The sequence below is a fragment of the Specibacter cremeus genome (assembly GCF_003946885.1).
GTDB classification, from domain to species: Bacteria; Actinomycetota; Actinomycetes; order Actinomycetales; family Micrococcaceae; genus Specibacter; species Specibacter cremeus.
In genome coordinates this window covers 235-25,156 of record NZ_RWKQ01000045.1, presented here as the reverse complement: position 1 = coordinate 25,156, position 24,922 = coordinate 235, and the positions used below count along the sequence as shown (strand labels likewise).

Annotated in this window: 23 protein-coding genes and 2 pseudogenes; 13 read left to right on the top strand and 12 right to left on the bottom strand. The window is 68.2% G+C overall.

Annotated features, from left to right (window positions below; translation table 11 throughout):
* Window positions 1-53: 53 nt before the first annotated feature.
* The 11 genes from EJC77_RS15945 (at window position 54) to EJC77_RS15895 (ending at window position 11,412) form a co-directional block, all read left to right on the top strand.
* Window positions 54-914: an ABC transporter substrate-binding protein gene (locus EJC77_RS15945; RefSeq protein WP_420820329.1), complete on the top strand. Its 861-nt coding sequence runs from the start codon at window positions 54-56 to the stop codon at window positions 912-914.
* Window positions 915-995: 81 nt separating this feature from the next.
* Window positions 996-1,784 carry an amino acid ABC transporter permease gene (locus EJC77_RS15940; RefSeq protein WP_125614808.1) on the top strand — a complete coding sequence of 263 codons (789 nt, stop codon included), beginning with the start codon at window positions 996-998 and terminating at the stop codon, window positions 1,782-1,784.
* A complete protein-coding gene (locus EJC77_RS15935) occupies window positions 1,781-2,551 on the top strand; it encodes an amino acid ABC transporter ATP-binding protein (protein ID WP_125614805.1) in 771 nt (256 codons plus the stop codon). Before EJC77_RS15940 ends, EJC77_RS15935 begins: the two co-directional genes overlap by 4 nt.
* On the top strand, window positions 2,551-3,606 hold the full coding sequence (locus EJC77_RS15930; RefSeq protein ID WP_125614802.1) for a Gfo/Idh/MocA family protein: 1,056 nt from the start codon (window positions 2,551-2,553) through the stop codon (window positions 3,604-3,606). The genes EJC77_RS15935 and EJC77_RS15930 overlap by 1 nt, the downstream gene beginning before the upstream one ends.
* Window positions 3,607-3,671: 65 nt before the next feature.
* Entirely contained in the window at window positions 3,672-4,796 is a 1,125-nt protein-coding gene (locus EJC77_RS15925; RefSeq protein WP_125614799.1) for an NAD(P)/FAD-dependent oxidoreductase, read from the top strand.
* Between the two features lie 228 nt (window positions 4,797-5,024).
* Complete coding sequence (locus tag EJC77_RS15920; RefSeq protein ID WP_125614796.1) at window positions 5,025-6,026, top strand: SIS domain-containing protein; 1,002 nt, start codon at window positions 5,025-5,027, stop codon at window positions 6,024-6,026.
* 101 nt (window positions 6,027-6,127) lie between these two features.
* Entirely contained in the window at window positions 6,128-6,955 is an 828-nt protein-coding gene (locus tag EJC77_RS15915) for a PfkB family carbohydrate kinase (protein ID WP_240630299.1), read from the top strand.
* Window positions 6,956-6,998: 43 nt separating this feature from the next.
* Complete coding sequence (locus tag EJC77_RS15910) at window positions 6,999-8,090, top strand: LacI family DNA-binding transcriptional regulator (protein ID WP_125614789.1); 1,092 nt, start codon at window positions 6,999-7,001, stop codon at window positions 8,088-8,090.
* A gap of 222 nt (window positions 8,091-8,312) precedes the next feature.
* Window positions 8,313-9,629, top strand: a complete 1,317-nt coding sequence (locus EJC77_RS15905) for an ABC transporter substrate-binding protein (RefSeq protein WP_240630298.1) — start codon at window positions 8,313-8,315, stop codon at window positions 9,627-9,629.
* On the top strand, window positions 9,626-10,582 hold the full coding sequence (locus EJC77_RS15900; protein ID WP_240630297.1) for a carbohydrate ABC transporter permease: 957 nt from the start codon (window positions 9,626-9,628) through the stop codon (window positions 10,580-10,582). The genes EJC77_RS15905 and EJC77_RS15900 overlap by 4 nt, the downstream gene beginning before the upstream one ends.
* Window positions 10,576-11,412 (top strand): carbohydrate ABC transporter permease, encoded by an 837-nt coding sequence (locus tag EJC77_RS15895; RefSeq protein ID WP_125614783.1) that lies wholly within the window; start codon window positions 10,576-10,578, stop codon window positions 11,410-11,412. The genes EJC77_RS15900 and EJC77_RS15895 overlap by 7 nt, the downstream gene beginning before the upstream one ends.
* A gap of 69 nt (window positions 11,413-11,481) precedes the next feature.
* Here EJC77_RS15895 and EJC77_RS15890 read toward each other — a convergent pair whose 3' ends face one another.
* The 10 genes from EJC77_RS15890 to EJC77_RS15845 all read right to left on the bottom strand — a co-directional run bounded on the left by EJC77_RS15890 (window position 11,482) and on the right by EJC77_RS15845 (window position 20,344).
* Window positions 11,482-12,123, bottom strand: coding sequence for a 3-oxoacid CoA-transferase subunit B (locus tag EJC77_RS15890; protein ID WP_125614780.1), 642 nt, complete (start codon window positions 12,121-12,123; stop codon window positions 11,482-11,484).
* Window positions 12,120-12,818 (bottom strand): 3-oxoacid CoA-transferase subunit A, encoded by a 699-nt coding sequence (locus EJC77_RS15885; RefSeq protein WP_125614777.1) that lies wholly within the window; start codon window positions 12,816-12,818, stop codon window positions 12,120-12,122. Before EJC77_RS15885 ends, EJC77_RS15890 begins: the two co-directional genes overlap by 4 nt.
* A gap of 9 nt (window positions 12,819-12,827) precedes the next feature.
* Entirely contained in the window at window positions 12,828-14,045 is a 1,218-nt protein-coding gene (locus tag EJC77_RS15880; protein WP_125614774.1) for a thiolase family protein, read from the bottom strand.
* 7 nt (window positions 14,046-14,052) lie between these two features.
* Complete coding sequence (gene pcaC / locus EJC77_RS15875; protein WP_125614850.1) at window positions 14,053-14,493, bottom strand: 4-carboxymuconolactone decarboxylase; 441 nt, start codon at window positions 14,491-14,493, stop codon at window positions 14,053-14,055.
* Window positions 14,494-14,601: 108 nt separating this feature from the next.
* A complete protein-coding gene (locus EJC77_RS15870) occupies window positions 14,602-15,396 on the bottom strand; it encodes an alpha/beta fold hydrolase (protein ID WP_125614771.1) in 795 nt (264 codons plus the stop codon).
* Window positions 15,393-16,814 (bottom strand): lyase family protein, encoded by a 1,422-nt coding sequence (locus EJC77_RS15865; RefSeq protein WP_125614768.1) that lies wholly within the window; start codon window positions 16,812-16,814, stop codon window positions 15,393-15,395. Before EJC77_RS15865 ends, EJC77_RS15870 begins: the two co-directional genes overlap by 4 nt.
* 3 nt (window positions 16,815-16,817) lie before the next feature.
* A complete protein-coding gene (gene pcaG, locus EJC77_RS15860; RefSeq protein WP_125614848.1) occupies window positions 16,818-17,372 on the bottom strand; it encodes a protocatechuate 3,4-dioxygenase subunit alpha in 555 nt (184 codons plus the stop codon).
* An 8-nt stretch (window positions 17,373-17,380) separates the two neighbouring features.
* Entirely contained in the window at window positions 17,381-18,208 is an 828-nt protein-coding gene (pcaH, locus tag EJC77_RS15855; RefSeq protein ID WP_125614765.1) for a protocatechuate 3,4-dioxygenase subunit beta, read from the bottom strand.
* A gap of 85 nt (window positions 18,209-18,293) precedes the next feature.
* Window positions 18,294-19,490: a 4-hydroxybenzoate 3-monooxygenase gene (locus tag EJC77_RS15850; protein WP_125614762.1), complete on the bottom strand. Its 1,197-nt coding sequence runs from the start codon at window positions 19,488-19,490 to the stop codon at window positions 18,294-18,296.
* Between the two features lie 98 nt (window positions 19,491-19,588).
* Window positions 19,589-20,344: an IclR family transcriptional regulator gene (locus EJC77_RS15845; RefSeq protein ID WP_125614759.1), complete on the bottom strand. Its 756-nt coding sequence runs from the start codon at window positions 20,342-20,344 to the stop codon at window positions 19,589-19,591.
* Window positions 20,345-20,559: 215 nt separating this feature from the next.
* Between EJC77_RS15845 and EJC77_RS21385 the strand changes: the two genes are divergently transcribed.
* Both EJC77_RS21385 and EJC77_RS15835 read left to right on the top strand, forming a co-directional pair.
* Window positions 20,560-20,685: a hypothetical protein gene (locus EJC77_RS21385; protein WP_276309086.1), complete on the top strand. Its 126-nt coding sequence runs from the start codon at window positions 20,560-20,562 to the stop codon at window positions 20,683-20,685.
* A 100-nt stretch (window positions 20,686-20,785) separates the two neighbouring features.
* Window positions 20,786-22,199 (top strand): annotated as a pseudogene (locus EJC77_RS15835) (aldehyde dehydrogenase family protein); the annotation flags it as partial.
* Here EJC77_RS15835 and EJC77_RS15830 read toward each other — a convergent pair.
* Window positions 22,172-23,466 (bottom strand): annotated as a pseudogene (locus EJC77_RS15830) (aldehyde dehydrogenase family protein). The pseudogenes EJC77_RS15835 and EJC77_RS15830 sit on opposite strands and share 28 nt — an antisense overlap.
* Window positions 23,463-24,821, bottom strand: a complete 1,359-nt coding sequence (locus EJC77_RS15825) for an MFS transporter (RefSeq protein ID WP_125614756.1) — start codon at window positions 24,819-24,821, stop codon at window positions 23,463-23,465. The pseudogene EJC77_RS15830 and the gene EJC77_RS15825 overlap by 4 nt, the downstream one beginning before the upstream one ends.
* Window positions 24,822-24,922: the final 101 nt, after the last annotated feature.

Genomic DNA, 24,922 nt, shown 5'->3' with positions numbered 1-24,922 from the left:
GCCGGTCCGGCCCACGTGTTGCCGGCCGCCCCACCCCGTGATTGGAACACGCAGTGAAAACACCCCTCAAGCTCCGCTTCACCGCCCTGGCCGGTGCGGCCCTGGCGGCCGTGCTCGCCCTGTCCGCCTGCGGCGGCGGCGCGTCGTCGGCAACCTCCGCCGACAACCCGTACGGCCTCATCCAGGCGGGTACTGTCCGCGTTGCCAGCGTCGGCGATTCCAAGCCCTATACATTCACGGACGCCCAAGGGAATTTCACCGGCTTCGATGTGCAACTGTTCACCGATGTCGCGCACCGTGCCGGCATCAAGAATGTCGTCTTCACGGGCCAGGACTTCTCCTCGATCCTGCCGGCCGTCGCCAATGGCCAGTTCGACGTCGGGGCGGCCGCGATCGGCATCACCGACAAGCGCAAGCAAACGGTCGACTTCTCCAATGGCTACCTGGCCGGCTACCTGACTGTCATCACGACCAAGAACTCCGGCATCAAGGACGTCAACGGCCTGGCCGGCAAGCGCCTGGGCGTGGTCCAGGGCTCGCTCCAGGAGGCGTACGCCGTGAAGAACTTCCCCACGGCCAACCTGGTCCGGTTTCCCGACAACAACACGGCCATCGCGGCCCTCAACGCCGGCACCGTCGACGCGCACTTCCTCGACTACGAGGCCGCCAAGACATATGAGCAGCAGTTCGGGCTCGTCAGCGCCGCCGACATCCCCTCCTTCGACGCGCCGGCAGGCTTCGCCGTCGCCAAGGACAAGCCGGCCCTGCTCGCGGCCCTGAACAAGGGCCTGGCCGCCGCCATGGCGGACGGCACCTGGAAGACGCTCTACCAGAAGTGGTTCCCCGGCTCGCCCATGCCCAAGCAGTACCTCCCCAAGGCCGACCAGACGGCCACGGCCGCGCCCACCAAGTAGTGGCAGCGCGCGGGCCGGCCAAACCCACCGGCCGGCCCGCGCGCCCCTGCACCCAAGCCCCCTAATCCCTGAGAGCAACCCATGGACTGGCTCAACACGATCACCCGCACGTTCTTCGACTTCAAGGCCATGGCCGATGTATTCCCGCAACTCATCGGCACCGGCCTGCTCAACACCCTCATCATCTCGATTTCCGCGACCGTCATCGGCCTGGTGCTGGGCATGGTCGTGGCCGTGATGGGCATCTCCCCCTCGCGTTGGCTGCGCATCCCGGCCCGCATCTACACGGACCTGTTCCGCGGCCTGCCGGCCATCCTGACGATCCTGCTCATTGGGCAGGGCTTCGCCAAGCTCAGCCAGAGCATCTTCGGCCCCTCCCCCTACCCGCTCGGGATCATCGCGCTGAGCCTGATCGCCAGCTCCTATATCGGGGAGATCTTCCGCGCCGGCATCATGGGCGTCGACCGCGGCCAGCTTGAGGCCTGCCGCGCCCTGGGCATGAGCTACGCCAAGGCCATGGCCCTCGTGGTCGTCCCCCAGGGTATCCGCCGCGTCCTGCCCGCCCTGGTCAACCAGTTCATCGCCATCGTCAAGGACTCCTCCCTGGTCTACTTCCTGGGCCTGCTGGTGGGCGAGCGCGAACTGTTCCGGGTCGGCCAGGACGCCGCGGTCCTCTCCGGCAACCTGTCCCCGCTCGTCATGGCCGGCATCTTCTACCTGGCCATCACGGTGCCGCTGACCCACCTGGTGAACTACTTCGACAACCGGTTCCGCACCGGCCGCCGCCGCCCGTCCGCGCCCACCAGCGGGCTCAACGAAGTCAACGAACTGAACGCGGCCACGCCGCTGACCCCCGGGAGCAACACATGAGCACCACCACCCACACCCCCGTCGCAGGCCTGGACACCTACCGGGGGTCCAGCCTCGAGCTCCGGGATCTGACCATGGCCTACGGCGACATCGAGGTCCTGCGCAACGTCAGCATGACGATCGCCCCGGGCACGACGACCTGCATCATCGGCCCGTCCGGGTCGGGCAAGTCAACGTTGCTGCGCGGGATCAACCGCCTCCACGAGCCCAAGAGCGGGGACGTGCTGTTGGCCGGCGAAAGCGCCCTCGGGATCAAACCCGACATCCTGCGCCGACGGATCGGGATGGTCTTCCAGCACTTCAACCTCTTCCCCGACCACACGGCCCTGGACAACGTGGCGTTGTCCCTGCGCAAGGTCAAGGGCCTGTCGAAGGCAGAGGCAACCGCCCGGGCACGGGCGCGACTGGCCGAGGTTGGCCTGGCCGAACGCTCGGACCACCGCCCCCGTGACCTCTCCGGCGGCCAGCAACAGCGCGTCGCGATCGCACGGGCCCTGGCCATGGAGCCCGAGGTCATGCTCTTCGACGAGGCGACCAGCGCCCTGGACCCCGAACTGGTCAAGGGCGTCTTGAACCTGATGGCCGGCCTGGCCGCCCGCGGTATGACCATGGTCGTGGTGACCCATGAGATGGGCTTCGCCCGCAGGGTCGCCGACCAGGTCGTGTTCATGGACGAGGGAGAGGTCGTCGAGGCCGGCAAACCGGACCAACTCTTCGACCACCCCCAAAGCGACCGCCTCCGGCGGTTCCTGTCGGAGGTGCTCTGATGCCCACCCCCACCAACCGTGACCCGCAGACCCCGCTGCGTGCCGCCGTCGTCGGCTATGGGATCTCCGGACGCGTCTTCCACGCCCCATTGATCGCCGCGGACCCGCGCTACCGTCTGGCGGCCATTGTCACCGGCGATCCGGACCGTCGCCGCCAGGCCGCGAACAGGTACCCGAACACGCAGATCCTGGGCCGGCCCGGAGAGCTACTGGCCCAGGCCGGCGACTTTGACGTGGTCATCCTCGGCACGCCCCCGGCAACCCACTTCGAGCTTGCGGCCGCAGCGATCGAGGCCGGCCTGCACGTCGTGGTCGACAAGCCGTTCGTCGCCACCAGCACCGAAGGCCAGGAGTTGATCGCCCGGGCGGAGCGTGCCGGCGTGGTCCTTACGGTGTTCCAGAACCGGCGCTGGGACGCCGATTTCCTCACCCTCAAACGACTCCTGCGCGAAGGCGACCTCGGCGAGGTGCGCAGCTTCGAGTCTCGTTTTGAGTGGTGGCGGCCGGACGGGTTCGGCAACTGGCGCGATGAGGCAACGATCGCCCAGGGCGGCGGCATCCTGCACGACCTTGGCGCGCACCTGATCGACCAGGCCATCGACCTATTCGGGCCTGTGACCGGCAGCTACGGCGAGACGGACCGCGACACCCGGGAGCCGGCCGACGCAGACCGGGAGGCGTTCGTCTCGCTCCGGCACGCGTCCGGCGTCCGGTCACGGCTCTGGATGAACGGCCGGGCCGCCCAGGTGGGTGCGCGGTTCCACGTCCTCGGTTCCCGGGCCGGATACACGAAATGGGGGCTCGACGGGCAGGAACCGGCGCTGGACTCCGGCCTGACACCCGCCGACCCGGACTATGGCGTTGAACCCGAGGCCGCCTGGGGACGGATCGGCGTCGACGGGGCGACGACTCCCGTCCCGGCCGAACGGGGCGCATATCCGGAGTTCTACCGGCTGCTCGCCGACGCCGTCCTCGACGGGGGACCCCTTCCCGTCGATCCGGAAGAGTCCCTGGCCACACTCAGGATCATCGAGGCCATCCACCGCCACCCCTGACCATCCCGGCCCGGCCACATCGCCACGGGCCGCTTGGCCCAATTTCCACGAAAGAGAGCATCACCATGACTTCCGTTCCCGCCTCCACGCACGTCGCCATCATCGGCGGCGGCATCATGGGCGTGTCCACCGCCGTCCACCTGCTGCGCAACGGCGCCACCGTCACCCTGGTCACCGAGACCGAATTGGCCAGCGAGGCGACGGGCCGGTCCCTGTCCTGGCTGAACTCCGCCGGGCAACGCTCCCTGCCCTACCACAACCTGCGCATGGCCGGCGTCGACAGGTACCGGACGCTCTTTGCCTCCGACCCGGCCCGCGACTGGCTGCAGTTCGGTGGCGGCCTGTACTGGAGCACCGACAGCACCGGGATCGAAACCCGGCACCGCCACGACTACGAATCCGCGCACGGGTACGACTCCCAGCTCGTCTCCCCCGCCGAGATCCCCGTCGTTGCTCCGGCCGTCGCCCCCGTGGCCGTGCCGGCCGCGGCCATCTTCAATCCCGGCGAAGGCTGGGTCAGCCTGCCCGACCTGGTCGACTACCTCATGGACGAGTTCAAGGCCCGTGGCGGCGAACTCGTCCTCAACGCCGGCAAGGCCGCCGTCATCGTCACGGACGGGCGAGCCAGCGGCGTGTCGACAGCGGCCGGGCAGGTCTACACCGCCGACGCCGTCCTGGTCGCCTGCGGCGCCGCGACGCCCGAGGTGGTGGCCCCGCTCGGGGTGGGCATCGGCAACGCCTCCCCCGTCTCCATGCTCGTCATCACCGAGCCCGTGAACCACGGCATCACGGCCGTGATGAATACCCCCCGGGCCGCCGTGCGCCCCAATCCCGGCAGCACCCTGGCCCTCGACCATGACTGGTACGAGGACCGGTTCACCGAACACGAGGACGGCACGTTCAGCATCCCCGAGCAGGTCGTGCAGGAACTGGCCGACGAGGCCGGCAAACTGCTCGCCGGCAATCCCGGGCTCAAGCCGGCCAGTTGGAAGATCGGCCGCAAACCCATCCCCGGCGACGGCGAACCGGTCTTCGGAGAGCTTGAGAAGGTCCCCGGCTGCCACGTCGCGTTCACCCACTCCGGTGCAACCCTGGGCCTCATCGCCGGCGAACTGCTCGCCGGGGAGATCCTGACCGGGACCAAGCACCCCATGCTGGCCACGTTCCGGCCCGAGCGATTCGACCGCTGACGCGTAGCCAACGCCCAAACATGTAGGCCGGAGGGCGGCCTCGGACACGCCAGTGCCGAGGCCGCCCTCGTTCGTTTGCCCACGGATCGTGGCCTCCGGCACCGCTTTCACCGTGCACCGATCAATGAAAACCACCCAAAAAGTGCTTGCCTTCCAATTGCGGACGTGTCAGACTTGAGACATGTTGATACCGGTATCAGTCGGTATCACTTACCGAGAGGAAAAGAATTGCTTGACTTTGACGAAGATGAATTCTTCACCCAGACGAGCAGCACCGTGGCGCTGCGCCCGGCCATCGAGGAATTGGTCGCCAGGATCCAGGGAGGCGGCTACGAGAACATCTACTTCATTGGCGCCGGCGGCACGCATGCCGCGGTACTCCCCTACGAGCGCTTCTTCCAAACCCGTTCCACATTCCCGGCGCGGGCGGTAATCGGCAAGGAGTTCATCCTCGCCGCGGATCCGGGTTTCGGACCGACGTCGGTGGCCATCTTCGCCTCCGTTTCGGGCACCACGGAGGACATCCTGGAATCCATCGAATTCGCCCGCGACAGGGGTGCACTGACTGTCGGCTTCACCGGGTACGCGGAAAGCCCCTTTGCCGCCGCCGTCGAGGTTTCCCTCGTGTCCGAGCCGAAGGCGTGGCCCTTCGATGTCCAATTGCTGCTGTTCTCGGCGGCGTTCCTGTCCGCGCGGGGGGAGTTCGAGGGATACGAGAAGCTCGCCACGGAACTCCAGTCCTTGCCGGCCGCGCTTGTTGCCGTCGCCAAGAGTGCCGACGGCCGCGGCCAGGCTTTCGCACAGGCCCACGCGGCCACCGACTACCACTTCCTGGTCGGCTCCGGGAACCTCTGGGGTTTCACGTACCTGTATTCCATGTGCGTACTCGAGGAGATGCAGTGGCTGCGTACGACGCGTGTCCATGCGGCCGAGTTCTTCCACGGCTCGCTGGAACTCATTGAGAAGGACACCAGCCTCATCCTCTTCATCGGCGAGGATGAAACCCGGCCGCTGATGGAACGGGCCCGGGCCTTTGCGGAGCAGTACAGCGATTTCGTCACCGTTGTGGACACCCGCGACTTTGCGTTGCCGGGCATCAGCGAGGAGTTCCGTGGCCTACTCTCGCCCATCGTCGCGGACGCGGTCGTCGATCGGTTCAGCAAGCACCTGGCCCGGGCACGTGACCACTCGCTGGACATCCGCCGGTATTACCGGGTCGTGGCGTACTAGCAAGCGTCCCGACGGACCTGCGGCAACAATAATGGACAATCAACGGTGGGGAGGTGCCCGTGCGAGTGCTCGGGTTCGGGGACAACATTGTCGATCGATTCGTGGATCGGGGTATTGAGTATCCCGGGGGCAACTGTGTCAACTTTGCCGTCTACGCGCGGCAGCTGGGGGCCGAGGCCGCCTATCTGGGTGTGTTCGGCGACGACGAGCCCGGCCGGTTTGTCCGCTCGTGCATTGAGGCCGCCGGCGTGGGCACCGCCGAATGCGAGATCCGGCCCGGGCCCAATGGCCTCACCGAAATCCAGACCGTCGCCGGCGATCGGCGGTTCGTCCGGTGGAACGGCGGCGGGGTCACGGCCAGTGACCCCGTCCGCCTCCACGGCCTCGACTACGTCGCCACGTTTGACCACGTGCACTCCAGCGTCTACTCGGCCGTCGAGCCGGAATTGCGAACATTGCGCCAAACGAGGGGCCTGGTTTCCTTCGATTTCTCGACCGAGGAAGAATTCCGCACCGACGACTACCTCGGCGAGGTTTGTCCAGCCATTGACCTGGCGCTCGTCTCGTGCGGCGAGCTTGACCAGCAACGCCTCTGGTCGGAGCTTCGCCGCTTCAGGAGCCACGGCGCCGCACTGGTGCTGGGCACACTCGGCGAGCGGGGATCCGTGCTCTTTGACGGGAGGAAGTTCTTCCATTCCAGGGCCGCCCCGGTTGCCGGCACGTTCGTCGATACGATGGGGTGCGGCGATGCCTACCTCGCCGCGTTCGTCGTCGAGATGCTCGACGGCGGCTGGCGACGAGACATACTGCCCGGCACCTCGCTCATCCACCGGTCCATGAAGCGGGCCGCACGCTTTGCCGCGCGGCAATGCACCGTCGACGGCGCGTTCGGGTTCGGCCGCCAGGTGACACCCGAACCCGCGGCCTGAACTGCACGGACCGGGTCGGCCGATCTGCGAAGATGGGCACACTATGAGTGAACAGAACCGGGCCCCGTCCTCACCGACCATTTCCGAGGTTGCCGACGCGGCCGGCGTCGGCCGGGCGACCGTGGCGCGCACGTTGGGCGGCTACGGTTCGGTCAGTGGGCCGACCCGGGAGCGGGTCCTGCGTGCGGCCAAGCAGCTCGGCTACCGGCCCAATGCCATCGCCCGCAGCATGACCACCGGTGAAACCAAGACGCTCGGAGTGGTTCTCGCGGACGTCGGGAACCCGTTCTTCGCCGGCGTCCTCAAGGCATTCACCGACACCGTTCACCGGCACGGCTACGACGTTCTCGTCCTGAGCACCGACGAGAACCTGGCCAAGGAAGCCGACGCCGTCGGTGTGCTCGTCGACAAGCAGGTCGACGGTATTGTCCTGGCCTCCGCCGCGGGCCGCGACGCCCCGCCGGCACATCTTGAGCTGGTCCAGTCCCGTGGCATCCCGCTCGTCCTCGTCGACAGGCTGTTTGACGGCACCGACCTGGACACGGTGGTCATCAACAACCGTGAAGCCGCCTTCGAAGCGGTCTCCGAGTTGATCGGCAACGGTCACCAGCGCATCGGCTTCGTCTGGGGACCCGTGACGGTGGAGCCGGCAACGGGCCCCCGCCAAATGGAGGCGATCATCGCCCGCTCGCTCTCGAGCGACGGCGAACGCCTCCGCGGGTACCTTGACGCACTGGACAAGGCCGGCATCGAGTTTGACACGTCGCTGGTCACCCACGTCCTCAAGAACGAACAACAGGCGACCCGTGCCGTCTTGGGCATGCTGGCCCTCGTGGACCCGCCCACGGCGATCTTCGCCACGGAGTCCGACGCCCTGGTCGGAACGCTGCTGGCCCTGCGGCAGCGCGGCCTGACATACCCGGACGACGTGTCCCTGATCGGTTTTGACGACAGCAGTTGGGCCACCGTGATGTCACCGCCACTGTCCATGGTCGCCCAACCACTGGAACAGCTGGGCACCGTCACCGCCGAATGCCTGCTCGAACGGATCGCCGCCGACACGGCACCGGTGGCCACACACGTCCTGGAGGCAACGTTCGTGCCGCGCGCCAGTGTCGCCGCCCCCCGCCGCTAGTCCGGACGGACGGTCAACCCGGAACCGAAATCGCTTCAACCGGTCAATTCACATTCGCAGTGGAAACTCCTTCTGAAACTATTGATACCGGTACCACATATCGCTATAGTCGTTACAACTTGCCGGCGCGACTACCGGCTCAAACGATCCAACGGCGGGTCAGGAACCCTGGTTCCGGCGGACATGGAACTCCGCGCCCGACGATCATGACGGGAGATTAACGTGCGAAAATTCACACTGGCAGCGGCCTCGGCAACGTTGGCGCTCGCGCTTGCAGGGTGCTCCTCATCGGGGGGCGGCACCCAATCAGCCGATCTGGGCAGCGCACCTGACTACACCGGCTCGATCAGCATCCTCACGGCCTTCGCCGGGCAGCCCATGGGCAGCTACTTCGAGAACGTCATCAAGGCATACAAGGCCGAACACCCCAAGGTGCAGATCACCCTGTCCCAGGAGACGGACGACAACGCGGTCAAGGACAAGGAAAAGGTCCTGATCGCCTCGCAATCCCTGCCCGACATCTACTTCAGCTATGCGGGGAACTGGGGCCAGAACTTCGCCGAGAACGGCCTCGCCGCCGACCTGAGCGCCCAGATCGCACCGTCGACGACCTGGGGCAAGACGTTCGGCGCAGGGGCCCTCAACGCGTTCAAGTACAACGGCAAGTACTACGGCGTACCCCTGTACAACGATGCGAAGTTCATGGGGTACAACAAGGCGATCTTCACGAAGCTCGGACTCACCGTCCCCAGCAGCTTCGAGGAGTTGATCAGTGATTGCACGACCATCAAGGCCGCCGGCTACACGCCGATCGCCTTCGGCAACAAGGACGGCTGGCCCGGCCTGCACTACCTCCAACAGCTCTTCGCGTACAACGTCCCCCGGGCGACACTCGACAAGGACCTGCTGCCCAAGACAGCCACGTGGAGCGATCCCGGCTATGTCACCGCCATGAAGCAATTCAACGAACTCATCACCTCCTGCACCGGGGACGGCACCAATTCCAATGGCGTCACCTACACGACCGCCCAGCAGCAACAACAAGGCGGCAAGGCGGCCATGTACTACCAGGAGCTGGTGGAGTTCGACTCCGTCAACACCGGAGGCAGCCGATTGAACAAGGACGGCTTCGGAATCTTCCCGCTGCCGGCTCCGGCCGATGCCAAGGGTGACCCGACGACGCTGGAGGCCGCCCCCGAGGGGTACATGATCAACAACAAGAGCAAGAATGCCGCCCTGGCCCTCGACTTCATGAAGTTCGCCACCGGCCAGAAGAATGCCGCCGTCCTCTCCTCCCCGCCGTACGGGCAACCGAGTGCCGTCATCGGCGCCGTGACGGCGACCACATCCAGCGCAGCGGTCGCCGAAGGCAGTGCAGCCGTCAACAAGGCCCCGTCGACCGTCGTGTGGCTCGACATGGCCACCGTGCCCACGGTCGGGGACGCCTGGGTGTCGGCCAGCGAAGGACTCGTCTCCGGCGGGCTCAGCCCCGCAGATGCGTTGAAGGCCGTGCGGGCCGCGTCGGAGAAGGCCAAGTGACCACCGCACCAGCGTCCATCCGGCCGGCCGTCGCGCGCGACGTGAAGCCGGTGCGAAACCGCCAGCCGGTGCATTCCAGGGAGCGGTGGCGCAACATCGTGTGGCTCATCCCCGCACTGGCCGTGCTGGCCGTGTTCGTGTACTGGCCGCTGCTGCAGAACATCGTGTTCAGCTTCCTGAAGTGGAACATCTACAGCGGTGAGCAAACGTTTGTCGGAGGGGCCAATTACGCCGAGTTGGCGACCGACCCGATCTTCGGCAAGGCGCTGCTCAACAACGCCTGGTACGCCCTGATTTCCATCGTGGTCCAGGTGTTCGGAGCCCTGGCCCTGGCCGCCATCGTCGAGAGCGTCAGGAGCGAGCGGATGCGCAAGGCGTTCCGTTCCATCTACTTCATCCCGTCGGCCATCTCCCTGACCGTCGCCGGACTGTTGTTCTACTTCATCTACCAACCCCAGTCCGGCATGCTCGACGCGTTTCTCACCAGCATGGGCCTGGGCCAGTACGCACAGGCGTGGCTGGGTCATGAGAGCACTGCCATCTTCGCGATCATCGCGATGAGCCAGTGGCAGGGATTCGGCTACAGCGTTCTCCTGTTCTCCGTAGCCCTCCAGCGCATTCCCGTCGAGCTCTACGAGGCGTCGGCGATCGACGGGGTCGGACCGATCCGCCGGTTCTTCAGCATCTCCATGCCGCTGGTGCGGGAAATGACCGGCCTGATGATGATCGTGACGATCTCCGGGGCCTTCCAGGTGTTCAACGAGGTCATGGTCATGACCAGCGGCGGCCCGAACAACTCATCACAGGTCTTGGGGACGTGGCTCTACCACGCCGGGTTCCTCAATAACGACTTCGGATACGCCGCAGCCATCGGGGTGGCGATCTTCGTGATCACGCTCATCCTGGCCATCCTGCAATTGTGGATGTCCCGCAGCAGGAGGGTGGAATGGTGAGCGCGTCAGTGGCGGGCCGGCTGGTGCGCTCTGCCCTCGTCTGGATTGTCCTGGTCGGGCTGGCCGTCGTCGTGCTGTACCCGCTGATCTGGATGTTCCTCAATGGATTCAAGACCAACACCGAGCTTTTCGACAAGCCGTTCGCGTTGCCGTCCCGGTTCGGGTGGGAGAATTTCGTCGCCGCCTGGCAACAAGGCGTCGGCAAGTTCGTCCTCACGAGCGTCAGCCTCACCGTCCTTGCCACATTCTTCACGGAAGCCATCGGCGCGTGGGCGGCCTACGGACTCACCCGCGTGCGGATCCCGCTCAACCGCACGTTCACCGTCGTCGTCCTGGCCGGCCTCATGCTGGCGCCGACCGTGGCACTGGTTCCCCTCGTCAAGATGTTCCAGGGCTGGGGCCTGTATAACACGTTCCTTGGCCTGCTGATCCTGTACACCGCGTTCCGGGTACCCTTCACCGTGTTCCTGATGCGCGCCTACATGATGGACCTGCCGCTGGAGGTCGACGAGGCGGCCGCCATCGATGGGGCCTCCAGGGCCGCCGCCTTCTGGCGAATCACCCTGCCCATGAGCAAGCCCATCATCATCACCACCATCGTCCTGAACGTGCTGACCAACTGGAACGAATACCTTTTCGCCATGGTCTTCACCAGCGGCACCGGACTCCAGACGCTACCCGTGGGCCTGGCCGACCTGATGTCGAAAAACGGGACCCAGTACCCGCTCGTGTTCGCCGGCATGACGATGGCCGCCGTGCCGATGGTCATCCTCTTCTTCGTCTGCCAACGCTACTTCGTCCGCGGACTGGCCGGCGGCGTAGGGAAGTGAATGCCTGCACCTGCCGGTCCGGGCATGATCAAGGGAATGGCGCATGACCGCCCCGGAGTCGCGGTGCGCTCACCCTGCCCGCAGCAGCGGGATCTCCATCCGTGCCGCAAGCTCCTCAAAGGTGAGCCCAAAGGTTTCGCGGACGCGGACGCCGTCGTCGTCGATCAGGAACACCGCCTCATTGGTGTAGACGCGGGTCACGCAGCCCACGCCGGTGAGCGGGTAGGTGCACGCGGGAACCAGCTTGGCCGTCCCGTCCCGGGTGAACAAGGACATCATGACGTACACGTCCTTGGCCCCGGTCGCCAGGTCCATGGCCCCGCCGACCGCGGGTATCGCGTCGGGGGCGCCGGTGTGCCAGTTGGCCAGGTCGCCCGTGGTGGAAACCTGGAACGCGCCCAGGACGCACACGTCCAGGTGGCCGCCGCGCATGATGGCGAACGAGTCGGCGTGATGGAAGTATGACGCTCCGGGCAGTTCGGTGACCGGGATCTTGCCGGCGTTGATCAGGTCCGGATCGATCTGGTCCCCCACGGCCTCGGGGCCCATGCCGAGCATGCCGTTCTCGGTGTGCAGGGTGACGTGCTGGGCGGGCGTCAGGAAGTTCGACACCATCGTGGGCTGGCCGATGCCCAGGTTCACGAACGAACCGGGCGCGATGTCGCCGGCCACCAGCCGGGCGAGCTGCTCCCTGCTGAGAGTGGTGGTCATTGGTTTTCCTCCATGGTCGCCGGTTCCGGGTGTCCTGTATTGATTTGCACGATGGTGTTGACGTAGATGCCCGGGGTGACCACGTTCTCCGGGTCCAGCCGGCCGGTGTCCACGATGGTGGATACCTGGACGATGGACTTGCCGGCGGCGGCGGCCATGATCGGGCCGAAGTTCCGTGCCGTCTTGCGGTACACCAGGTTTCCCACGCGATCCGCGGTGAGCGCCTTGATCAACGCGACGTCGCCGGCGATCGGCGTCTCGAAGACATGCCCGCGGCCGTTGATGATCCGGGTCTCCTTTCCTTCCGCCAGGATCGTCCCGTACCCGGTGGGGGTGAAGAAGCCGCCGATTCCGGCCCCGGCGGCCCGGATGCGTTCGGCCAGGTTGCCCTGCGGCACGAGTTCGAGCTCGATCGTCCCGGCCCGGTAGGCGGCATCGAAGATCTGCGAGTCGGACTGGCGCGGGAACGAACAGATGATCTTCCGGACCCGCCCGGCACCGATCAGGGCCGCCAGCCCGGTCTCGCCGTTGCCGGCATTGTTGTTCACCACCACCAACTCCCGCGCCCCCTGCTCCAGCAACGCCTCGATCAGCTCCACCGGCTGCCCGGCCGGACCGAACCCGCCGATCAGGACCGTGGACCCGTCCGTGATGTCCGCAACGGCCTGCTCCGCCGTGTCCGCGATGGTCAGCATCCCCATCCCCTACTTCCCCTGATCAAGCGACGTGACGTTTTCGAGCACGACGGCCAGCCCCTGGCCGACGCCGATGCAGATCGCGGCCACCCCCCACCTCTCGCCGGTGGACTGCAGCCGGCGGGCGAGCGTGCCCAGGATCCGCACGCCGGAGGCGCCCAGTGGATGTCCGATCGCCAACGCCCCGCCCCACGCGTTCACGATGCCCTCCTCGATCCCCCAGGCGTCGATGCAGGCCAGGGACTGCGCCGCGAACGCCTCGTTGAGTTCGACGGCGGCCACGTCCTCCCAGACGATCCCGGCCCGGCGCAGCGCCTGGTTGGCCGCGTCCACGGGGGCGAAGCCGAAGAACTGCGGGTCCAGGGCGGCCGCGCCGCGGCCGGCGATGCGTGCCAGCGGCGGCAGGCCCAGCAGCGCGCCGCCGGCCTCGCCGCCGATCCACGCCGCGGACGCCCCGTCGCTCAAGGGGGACGCGTTCCCCGCCGTCACCGTCCCGCCGTCGGGGCCGTCGGAGACGGGCCGGAAGACCGTCGTCAACCCGGCCAGCACCTCGGGCGTGCTGCCGGGGCGGATGCTTTCATCCCGCGCGAGCGTGGTCCCCGGCACCGGCACCACGAGGTTGTCGTAGTGCCCGGCCGTCCACGCCGCGTCGGCCAGGCGGTGCGAGGCCGCGGCGAACGCGTCCTGGCGGTCCCGGCCGATGCCGTGCCGATGCCGCAACTGCTCGGTGGCCTCCCCCAGGCTGACCGTCCACGCGGCGGGCATCCGCGGGTTCACCAGCCGCCACCCGAGGGTGGTCGAGGCCAGGGCCAGGTCCCCCGCCGGGTAGGGCCGCTCCGTTTTCGGCAGCACCCACGGGGCCCTGCTCATCGACTCCACACCGCCGACCAGCACCAGGTCGGCCTCGCCGGTGTTGACCTGGCGGGAGCCGATGATCGCCGCGTCCAGGCTGGAACCGCACAACCGGTTCACCGTGGTGCCGGGGATGGTGGTGGGAAGTCCGGCCAGGAGGGTGGCCATCCGGGCCACGTTGCGGTTCTCCTCCCCGGCGCCGTTGGCGTTGCCGAAGACGACCTCGTCGATCCGGTCGGCATCGAGCCCCGGAGCCCGCTCGACGGCGGCCCGCACCATGGTGGCGGCCAGGTCGTCGGGTCGCACGGTCGCCAACCCGCCGCCGAACTTGCCGAACGGGGTGCGGATCGCGTCGTAGATGAATGCCTGCTGCACTGTACTCCTAGGGGGCTTCGGGCCCTCGGGGGCCGGACTGGGGATCGCTGCGGGGTTCGGCGGCAAGGGTGGAAAACACGCCCTGTGCCACCTTGAAGGCCGTGTTGGCCGAGGGGACACCGCAGTAAATCGCGGATTGGAGGATGACCTCCTTGATCTCGTCGCCGGTCATGCCGTTGGTCAGGGCGGCGCGCACATGCATCGCGAATTCCTCCCAGTGTCCGTGGGCGATCATGGCCGTGAGCGTGATGGCGCTGCGGGTGGTGCGGGGCAGCCCGGGGCGGGTCCAGATGCTGCCCCAGGCATACCGGGTGATCAGGGACTGGAAGTCCTCGGTGAAGTCGTCCATCGCGGCGGTGGCACGGTCCACATGCGCGTCCCCGAGCACCTCCCGGCGGACGGCCATGCCCTCGTCGAACACGTCCTGCTGCGCCCGGGAGAGATCCATGCTCGCCGGCCCCGGGCTTGCTGCCTCAGTCAATGACGGCTCCTTGCGATTGACAACGTACATTTCCGGGTGGATCCGGTGTGATGCTGGGTCCGGCTCACGGCGACCTCACAGCGATGTGAAGAAGTCGGTCAACAGCCCGGCGGTCTCCGCCGGCGCCTCGAGCGGCGCCTGGTGGGCGGCGGACTCAACCACCGCACACCGACCGTGGCGGACCCCGACGGCGATCGCCTCGGCCATGGCGGGCGGGCAGACACTGTCCTGGCCACCGGCGATGCCCAGCAAGGGGAGCTCGATGCGTCCCAGGCTGTCCCGGACGTCAAAGCCGGCCAGGGCCTCGCAGGCGTGGGCGTAGCTGAAGCGGTCGGCATCCTGGAGCGTATGCAGCAGCCGGGCCGACGCCTCCGGGTGGGCGTCGATGAATCCGGCGGCGAACCAGCGCTGGGCGGAGCCGGTGATTTGGGTCGGTGTGCCCTGGGTCCGGACGGTGTCGGCGCGATCCAGCCATGCCTGCGGTTCGCCTATCCGTGCCCCCGTGCAGATCGCGGCCAGGCCGGAGAACAGGGCCGGGTAGTCCAGCCCGAGCTGCAATGCCACGCCCCCGGCCAGGGACACGCCGGCGAAGTAGATGCTCCCGGCGGCCGGGATGTCCCCGGCCGCCCGCAGCGTGGACACGACCCGGGCAACCGCCGCGGCGAGTTCGGCCACAGAGAACGGGTCCTCGGCCGCGGGGCTGGCCCCGTGCCCGGGCAGGTCGATGCCAACCACCTGGAAGTCCGGCAGGAACGGCACCGCATCGTCCCACAGGGCCCGGACTCCCGTGCCCAGCCCGGCCCCGGCGACGAGCACAGGCCTGCCATGACCGGCGGACAGCAGGGTTGGGGTCAGTTCGGGAATGCTCATGCCCGCTCTCCTTGGCCGTAACGGTCGATGATCCGGTCGATCAGGGCGTCGTTTTGGCCCAGGTAGCCGGCCGGGTCCACCAACATGGCAAGATCCTGGTCACTGAGCAGGTCCTGAGGCACCGCGTCGCGCACGGCCGCGACCAGATCCGGGCCGCCGGCCAGGGACGCACTGACCAGGGCCTGGACCCGTTGGCGTCCCGCGCCCGGGCTCCCGCCATCCAGCAGCGGGGCCACCGTGTTCATGATGCGTTCGCTGAGCAGCGGTTCACCGCTGAGGCGCAGATTGGCGGCGAGGGCTTCCGGGTGCACCTGCAGCCCGGAGACGAGCTCGGCCAGTTTCGCGGCGGCGCCCCCGGCCAGGCGCAGCAGTTGCCGCAGCGCCTGCCATTCGGCCTGCCAGGACCCGTCGGGGCGTTCGTCCACGGCGGCCCCGGCCGCCGCCTGCAGCTGGACGAGGTGGCCCGGGGCTGCCAGCGCGGCGCTGCGGATCAGCACCGAGAGCACCGGGTTCCGCTTCTGCGGCATGGCCGAGGAGACACCGCGCCCTGCCGCCGGCGGCTCGGACACTTCGGCAATCTCCGGGCGGCCGAGCAGCAGCACGTCGTTGGCGACCTTTCCCGCCGCGGCCACGACGTCGGCCAGCGCGTGGGCCAGGCCCGTCACCGGGAGGCGGTTCGTGTGCCACGGCGCCACCGGCTCGGCCAACCCCAGCGTTTCCGCCAGCAGCGACGCCCACGCCAGCGGCCCGCCGTCGTCCGCTGCCTGCTGTTGCGCCAGCCCGGTGAGCGCGGCCATGGTTCCGGCTGCCCCGCCCCATTGCAGCGGCAGCGCCGCGGCGGCGGCATCGAGTCTTTCGCCAGCTTCACCGACCGCCGCAAGCCACTGGGCCGCCTTGAGGCCAAAGGTCGACGGCAGGGAGTGCTGTGTCAGCGTCCGCGCCGCCATGAGGGTTCCACGGTGGTCGTCGGCCAGGGCCGCCAGCGCCTGCCCGGCCGTGCGCAGGTCGGCGCCGATCACGGCCACGGCCCGCCGCGACATCAGCATCAGGGCGCTGTCGACGATGTCCTGGCTGGTGGCGCCCCGGTGCACCGCGGCGACTCCCTCCGGTGCCGACCCGGCGAGGGCCGCGCGGACGTCCCCGAGCAGCGGAATCAGCGGGTTTCCGCCGTGCTGGGCACGGGCCGCCACGGACGCGGCGTCATAGGCACCGGCCGTGAAGGCGTGGGCCATCGGCTCCACCAGGGCGGCCTCCAGAAGACCCGCATGGCCCTGCACACGCACCCACCCGAGCTCAACATCGAGCATCGCCTGCAGGAACGCCACGTCCGAGGTCAGCTCGGCAACCCGGGTCCCCGCCCAGACCGGGGACAGCAGGCCGTAGTCGCCAGGGTCGCGCCCCTGGCCCGATTCCACCATGGTCTACGCCCCGGGAAAGCTGAGGAAGACGGTCTCATCGTCCCCCTGGAGGCGGACGTCCCAGAGCAGGTCGCCGTTGGCCTCGCGGGTGGCGACCAGGGTGCGGCGCCGGTCCTCGGGCAGCGCGGCCAGCAGCGGATCGGCCGCGAGCGCGGCCGCGTCCTCCGGCAGGTAGACGCGGGTGTGCAGCTTGTTCATCAACCCGCGGGCGAGCACGACGACGGCGATGAAGGGTGCGCGGCCGGCTTCCGTTGCGCCGGGGTTGAGCGTGGTGAACGTGTAGTGGCCCTCGTTGTCCACCGCCTCCCGGCCCCATCCGGTGAACGTGTAGCCGTCCCGGACCAGCGATCCGCTGCGCTGGACCACCCGGCCGGTGTCATCCGGCTGCCAGATTTCCAGCAGCGCGTCGGGAATCGGGTTGCCGGCACCGTCGTAGACCGTGCCATGCAGGCGCACGGCCCCGGGGTGGGCCCGGCTGACCAGTTCCGAGTCCTTGTCATACGGCAGGGCGTAGCCGAAGAACGGCCCGACGGTCTGCCCGGGCGTGGCCGGCTTCATGGTGTCGCTCACTGGTCCGTGTCCTCTTCTTCCATCCACGTACGGTTGCTGCCGGTCAGCACGATGTCCCAACGGTAGCCGGTGGCCCATTCATGCGTTGTCACATTGTGGTCGTAGGTGGCCACCAGCCGGTCCCTGGCGTTCTGGTCCGTGATGGACTGGTAGATCGGGTCCAGGCCGAACAGCGGGTCGCCCGGGAAGTACATTTGGGTGATCATCCGCTGGGTGAAGTCCGTGCCGAACAGGGAGAAATGGATGTGGGCCGGGCGCCAGGCATTGGTGTGGTTCTTCCACGGGTAGGGCCCGGGCTTGATCGTGGTGAATTCGTACCAGCCGTCGTCGGTGGTCAGGGTGCGGCCCACACCGGTGAAGTTCGGGTCGAGGGGGGCCGGGTGCTGGTCGCGCTTGTGGATGTACCGGCCGGCGGAGTTTGCCTGCCAGATTTCCACCAGCTGGTTGCGCACCGGGCGGCCCTGGCCGTCGAGCACGCGCCCGGTGACCTTGATCCGCTCCCCCATCGGCTCGCCGTTGTGCTGGATGGTCAGGTCGGCTTCGAGCTCGTGGACGTCACGGTGCCCGAACGCCGGGGAGAACAGCTCGATGGTCTCCGGATCGACGTGGTGGAGGTCCTTGGTGGGATGGCGCAGGATGCTGCTGCGGTAGGGGGCGAAGTCCAGCCGCGGCTGTGTCGCTTCCGGGCCGCCGGCGGCCCGTTCCGCCGCATAGGCCCGGTGGATGTCGCCGATCTGCCGGGAGATCGACTCCTGTGTGTCGGCGGCGGCGCCGGACACCACGACGTGGCTGTCGTCGAAGTTCTCGTCGTCCAGGGGTTTCATTGCCTTGTCACTCCACATCGGTTGTCAGGACTCTGTTGTCGGGATGCGCTGTTGTCTGGATGCGCTGTTGTCGGGAGGGCGCTGTTCAGCCGTGGGACCAGCCGGTGTAGGCCTCGGCCAGGTAGGCCCGGCCGTAGGTGGAGGACACGACGCTGTCGAGCTCCCCGAGGGCGCGCTTGCGTTCAAAGCTGCTGGCCTCGCTGCGGGTGTGCAGCATGGAGGTCATCCAGTAGGAGAAGTTCTGCGCCTTCCACACACGCTTCAGGGCCGTCTCGCTGTAGCCGTCCAGCAGGGTCGACGACCCGGTGGAGTAGAAGGAGTCGAGGGCCTCAAAGAGCACCCTGACGTCCGCCAGGGCCAGGTTGAGGCCCTTGGCACCGGTGGGCGGAACCGTGTGGCCGGCGTCGCCGGCCAGGAACAGGTTCCCGTGCCGCAGCGGTTCGCAAACATAGCTGCGGAACTTCAGGATCATCTGCTCGAAGATGGGGCCGCGCTTGAGTTCCAGGCCGTCCGGTCCGTCCACGCGCCGCTGCAGTTCGTCCCAGATCCGCTCCTCGCTCCAGGCCGCGGCGTCCTCGTTCGGGTCGGCCTGGAAATACATGCGCTGGACCGTCTCATTGCGCTGGCTGATCAGCGCGAACCCGTGCGGGGAGTTGGCATAGATCAGTTCCGGGGCGCTGCGCGGCGCCTCGGTGAGGATGCCGAACCAGGCAAACGGGTATTCGATGAAATGGCCCTGGCGCAGGGTCGCCGGGATCGCGCGGCGGCACATGCTCGAGGAACCGTCCGCACCGACCACGAAGTCGCAGTGAAGTTCAACGCGCCGGCCCTGCACATCGGTGAACCGGATCTTGGGGGTGTCCGTAGTCAGGTCCAGCACCTCCGTGTCCGTCACGGAGAACCGGACATCGCCGTCGTCGCGCCTGCGGGCCGCGGCCAAATCGACAAACACCTGGTTCTGCGGGTACAGCCAGACCGATTCGCCCACCAGGGCGTCGAAGTCGATGCGGTGGCTCACCCCGCCGAATCGCAAATCGATGCCGTCGTGTTTGTCGCCGTCGGTGATGACACGGTTGGAGACACCCGACTCGGTGAGCATCCGCACGCTGCCGTGCTCCAGGATGCCGGCCCGGTGGGTGTTCTCGATGGCCTCGTGGGACCGCTTCTCCACCACCACATTGTCAATGCCCGAGGTCGCCAGCAGGTGCGAGAGCATCAGGCCGGCCGGCCCGCCGCCGACGATGCCGACCCGGGTCCTGACGATGTGGGGTGCTGCGTCCATGCGTGTCTCCTTCGACCAATGTGGTGTGGATCTCCGTCCACTGTGGCACCGTCTCCGGGGCCCCTCACCTGCTTTCTCAATGAATGAGAATTTGGGCGTTACCCGGGCGACTCCCCCATGGCCCGGGCGATCCCGCGGGCCCCGGTCATCAGGACGGGCAGAATGGCGTGCCGCTGAACCTCATTGCGGGCGACCACCACGCCCAACGCCGCGATGGCGACGCGGCCGCGTCCCAGTACCGGCACGTTGATGCCCGTCGTCTGCTCATCGACCAACCCGTCGAAGGCCGCGAACCCCTGCGCCCGGACCAGGGCCAGGACCTTCCGGAACCCTGCCGCACCCGTTTCCCCGGGCAGGGCCGCGTCCGGGTGGCGGCGCAGGTACGCCTCCTGGACGTGGGCGGGCGAGAACGCCAACAGCACCACGCCGGCGGACGTGCGGTGCACGGGCAGCCGGCCGGCAATGCGGGCCTGGTTGACCACGGAATCCCGGCCCGAGAGCCGCTCGATGAACAGCACCTCATCATCGCGCAGCACCGCCAGCTGGGTGTGCTGGCCCACCACCGCCTGGATGTCCTCCATGAAGGGCATCGCCGCCTCACGCAGGTCCAGGGCCGCCGAACTCCGGTTCGCCAGCTCCCAGAGTCCAAGCCCCAGCCTGAGCTTCCCGGCGGGGTCCTTGCGCAGGAAATCGCGGCCGACCAGCTGGTCAACCAGCCGGTAGGCCGTCGCCAGCGGGATCTTGGCCCTGGCGGCCAGGACGCCGACGGGCATCGCCGGCATGTCCGCATCGAAAGCGCCCAGGATGCGGGCGAGCCGATCCAGCGACGAGTCCCCGGACGTGGAATTAGCCATGCGGCCATGCTCCCATGGTCCGGCCGCGCAGTCCCTTCCGCCGGCGCTAGAATCGATCCACCCGGGGCGTTTTCTCCCGGCGGGCACGGGGAGGTGTGCATGGCAGGGGGCAGCCGTGACCCCGGACGGACGGTCACCTCGAAGGTCCTGGCGATCCTGGAGGTGTTCGAGCTGGTCAGACCCGGCCCGTCGCGTACTCGCTCGAAGACGCGCTGATGCGCGACGCCGACCGGCTCGCCACCGAAATCATTCCGGGACTGATCACCGCAGCGGCCGTGGACATGGGCACCACAGACCTGACCCGCTCCACCGCGCTGCTCCAGACGAAGGTGCTCCGATAACTCCCACACCCCACGACGGCACCGCCGCCACGACGTCAACGGGAGCGGCGCCGTCGTACTTCGGCCCGGCCATCGACGCCCGCGCCGCCCGTTCGGTTCCGGCCCCTGGCCGCGCATAGCCCCGACCGAGCGGGCCGCATACCTGCGGCGCATCGCCGATGAGGTGGAGCGGCGGGCCGAGGAGCTGGCGCTGACCAACACCCGGGAACTGGGCTAGCCAATTTCCCGGAGTTAGGACAGGGCGGTTGGCAAACCAGTGGGCAGTAGATGCTTGTTTCGGACCGATTTGAGCCTGTTGCAGAATGGGTGCCCTTGCCCAAAGGCCGAGCGACACGCCATGGTTTCAGAGGTGGAGCCATGGCGTGTCGCGCCACTTCGTAGCCGTCGGGCCCATTTAGCAACAGGCTCATTTTCCCGGATTTTCGACATCTGCTGCCCAGCAGTTGCGTCGTCGACACATACTGCACAGCAGTTATGGACCGGTGGTGCGCCGGGACCCCGTGGGCGTGTGCGCCCTGATTGCGCCGTGGAACTTCCCGATCAACCTCATGGTCATCAAGCTGGCGCCGGCGCTGCTGTCCGGGTGCACCGTGGTCATGAAACCGGCCTCCCCCACCCCGCTGTCGTTGCGGCTGATCGTCGACGCCGTCGCCGCCGCCGGGGTTCCGGCCGGCGTCGTCAACCTGGTCACCGGCTCCGGGCGGTTGGGCGACACCCTGGTCAAGCACCCGCTGGTGGACAAGGTCGCGTTCACCGGCTCGACGCCGGTGGGCCGGAAGATCGCGGCCGGTGCGCTGTTGCGCCCGGTCACGCTCGAACTGGGCGGCAAGTCCAGCGCGATCGTGCTGCCCGACGCCGACCTGGACGCGATGAGCGAGGTGCTGGTGCGTTCATGCATGCGCAACACCGGCCAGACCTGCTACATCTCGACGCGGATCCTGGCCCCCGCATCCCGGTACGACGAGGTCGTCGACATGGTCACGGCCACCATCGGTGCCGGCCGGCAGGGCGACCCGTTGGATCCCGACACCGTGTTCGGACCCTCGGCGACGGCCGCCCAGTTCAAGACCGTCATGGAGTACGTGGAATCCGGCCACGCCCAAGGGGCGCGCGCGACCACCGGCGGCCGCGCGGCGGTGCTCGGTGGCGGGCTCGAGGGCGGGTTCTTTGTTGAGCCGACGGTCTTCGCCGATGTGGAGGCGTCCATGCGGATTTCGCGCGAGGAGATCTTCGGCCCGGTGCTCTCGGTGCTCAAGTACCGCACGGTGGATGACGCGGTGGCCTTGGCGAACAACACCGAGTTTGGCCTGGGCGGACTCGTCTTCGGCCAAGACCCCGTTGCCGCGCTGGCCGTGGCGGACAGGGTGGACTCGGGGTCGGTGGGCATCAACTTCTTCGCCTCCAACCACTCGGCGCCCTTTGGCGGCCGGCATGACTCGGGCCTGGGCACCGAGTACGGGATCGAGGGCCTGAACGCCTACCTGAGCTACAAGTCGATCCACCGCCGGATGTGAAGGAGCCGTTTATTGGCGAATTCGTCCATGCCCAGCGGGCCCAGCTCCCTGCCGAAACCGGAACGCCGCACGCCACCGAACGGCAGGTCCGCCGTGTCGCCGCACATCGCGTTGACACCCACCATCCCCGCGTTGAGCCCCCGGGCCACCGTAAGTGCCCTCGGCTCATCGGTGCAGAACACGGCCCCGCCCAACCCATAAGGGGGGGTGTCGTTCGCCAGTCGAAGGGCTTCGGCATCGCTGCCCACCCGATGGACCACGGCCACCGGTCCGAACAATTCCTCGTGGTAGGCGCGCATGCCCGGTCTGACACCGGTCAGCACGGCCGGCTGCAGGTAGCTGCCCGGGCCATCCACCAGTCGTCCGCCCACATGGAGCGTGGCGCCCCGGTCCACGGCGTCGCGGACCTGCTCGGCCAGTTCGACGGCGGCCGCCCGGGACGCCATCGGGGCGAACGTGCCCGGCGGGCGGCTTCAGGCACATCATCCGCATCCAGGACGATATAGGGATCCGAGCCGCCGAGTTTGAGCACGGCCTTCTTCAGGTGACGGCCCGCCAACGCCCCGACGATGGCACCGGCCCGTTCGGAGCCCGTCAGCGACACCCCGTGGATGCGCGGATCGGCGATCAGGGCGGCCACCTGCCGGTGCGAGGCGAAGACGTTGGCGTACGCGCCCACTGGCAGGCCGGCGTCGACCAGGAGAGCCTCGATGGCCTGGGCCGAGCGCGGGCACCGCTCCGCGTGCTTGACCACCAGGGTGTTGCCGAGCATCAGGTTCGGCGCCGCAAACCGGGCCACCTGGTAATAGGGGTAGTTCCACGGCATGACGCCCAGCAGCGGGCCCATGGGCAGGGTCTCGATGACGGCCCGGCCGTCCGGACCGTCCTTGAGCGGCTTGGCGGCGGCCAGGGCCGGGCCATGGCCGGCGTAATAGGTGAAGATCTGCGCGCACAGGCGCACCTCGGCGAGGGCCTGGGAACGGGGTTTGCCCATTTCCTCGGTGATGATGGCCGCCAGCTGCCGCGCCCGCTCGGTAAACAACACGGCCACGCGGGCCAACACGTCGGCGCGGTGGTCGACGCCGGTGTCCCGCCACGGGTGGAAGGCCGTCTGTGCGCCGGCCACGGCCTCCTCGATCCGTTCGTCCGAGTCCGTGGCCACGCGTTCCAGGGTCTGGCCCGTGGCGGGGTTGAGCACCAGGTACCCCGGTCCCTCGTCCGGCCCTCCCGCCGCCTGGGGACGAGCCCGGCCGGCCGCCACGCTCATGCCGTCAACCGGTGGCATTCGGTGGCGTGCTCCCGCAGGCCGGCGGGCGTGCTGGTCCATGTTCGGCGCATGGCCCAGACCGACGCCGCCCCCACGGCCGACATCACCATCAGCGCCACCACAACGGGCCACGCGGACGGGATGGCCACCAGCAGCGCCACGGCACCGAGCGGCACGAGGCCACCGAAGATCAGGTTCGCAAACTGGTAGGAGATGGAGATGCCGGTGTACCGCACCGCCGGCGTGAACGCCTCGGCCAGGACCGAGGACACCGGGGCGAATGCGGCGGACTGGGCGATGCGCATGGCCACCATGGCCGCGGTGATCAGTAGCGCCGAGCCGGTGTTCAGGACCAGGAACTGGAAGGGGGCGATCACCAGCACGGCCAACAGTCCGACCATGACGACGAGGTGGGGCGTGCGACGGTCCCCCAACCAGCCGATGACGGGTGTGATGACCAGCTCCACGGCGGCCGCGATGGAGAGCCCGCTGAGGATGAGCTGGGCGTTCAGGCCCACGTGTTCGGTGCCGTAGGTGGTCAGGTAGGTGGTGACCATGTAGTACCCGCCGGTGCCCACGGAGAGGGTCAGCACACCCAGGACCAGCATCCCCGGGGCCGTGCGCACCACGTCCAGGACGGGGAGCTTGGAGCGTTCGGCACTGGCCAGCACCTGCTTCATCGCCGGCGTCTCATCCAGCGAGCGCCGGATGAGGAAGCCGACGACGACGAGGACCGCGGAGGCGAGGAAGGGCACGCGCCAGCCGAACGCCAGGAACTGCTCGTGGCTGAGGACGCTGTTCAGGAGGGCGAAGAGGCCGGTGGAGAGCAGGGCGCCCACGGAGGATCCCATCTGCGGGAAGGAACCGTAGAAGCTGCGGCGGTTGGCGGGTGCGTTCTCCACGGCCACCAGGACGGCGCCGCCCCATTCGCCGCCAATGGCCAGGCCCTGCACCACGCGCAGGCCGACGAGCAGGACGGCCGCCCAGCCGCCGACCTGGGCGTGCGTGGGCAGCAGGCCGATGGCGATGGACGCCACACCCATCATGACCAACGTGATGATGAGGGTCTTCTTGCGGCCGATCCGGTCGCCGAGGTGGCCGAAGACGATGCCGCCGAGCGGTCGAAGGACGAATCCAGCGGCGAACGTGGCCATGGCCGCCAGGGTGGCCACTGCCGGGGCCAGGTCCTTGGGGAAGAAGAGTTCGCCGAAGACCAGCGCAGCGGCGGTGCCGAAGGCGTAGAAGTCAAACCACTCGATCGACGTGCCGATGAGCGCGGCCCCGGCGGCCTTGCGCGACGTCTTGCGCTGCTCCGGCGTGGGCTGGCCTCCGCCGGCCAGGGTGTATTGGGTCATCTCTGTGCTTCCTTGAATCGACGCGGCCGAACGCGGGCGTCGGTTGGCGTCCAGACGGCGTCCACAAGCCGTGCGGGCGCGCCGGCCGCGGACCAAGTGGT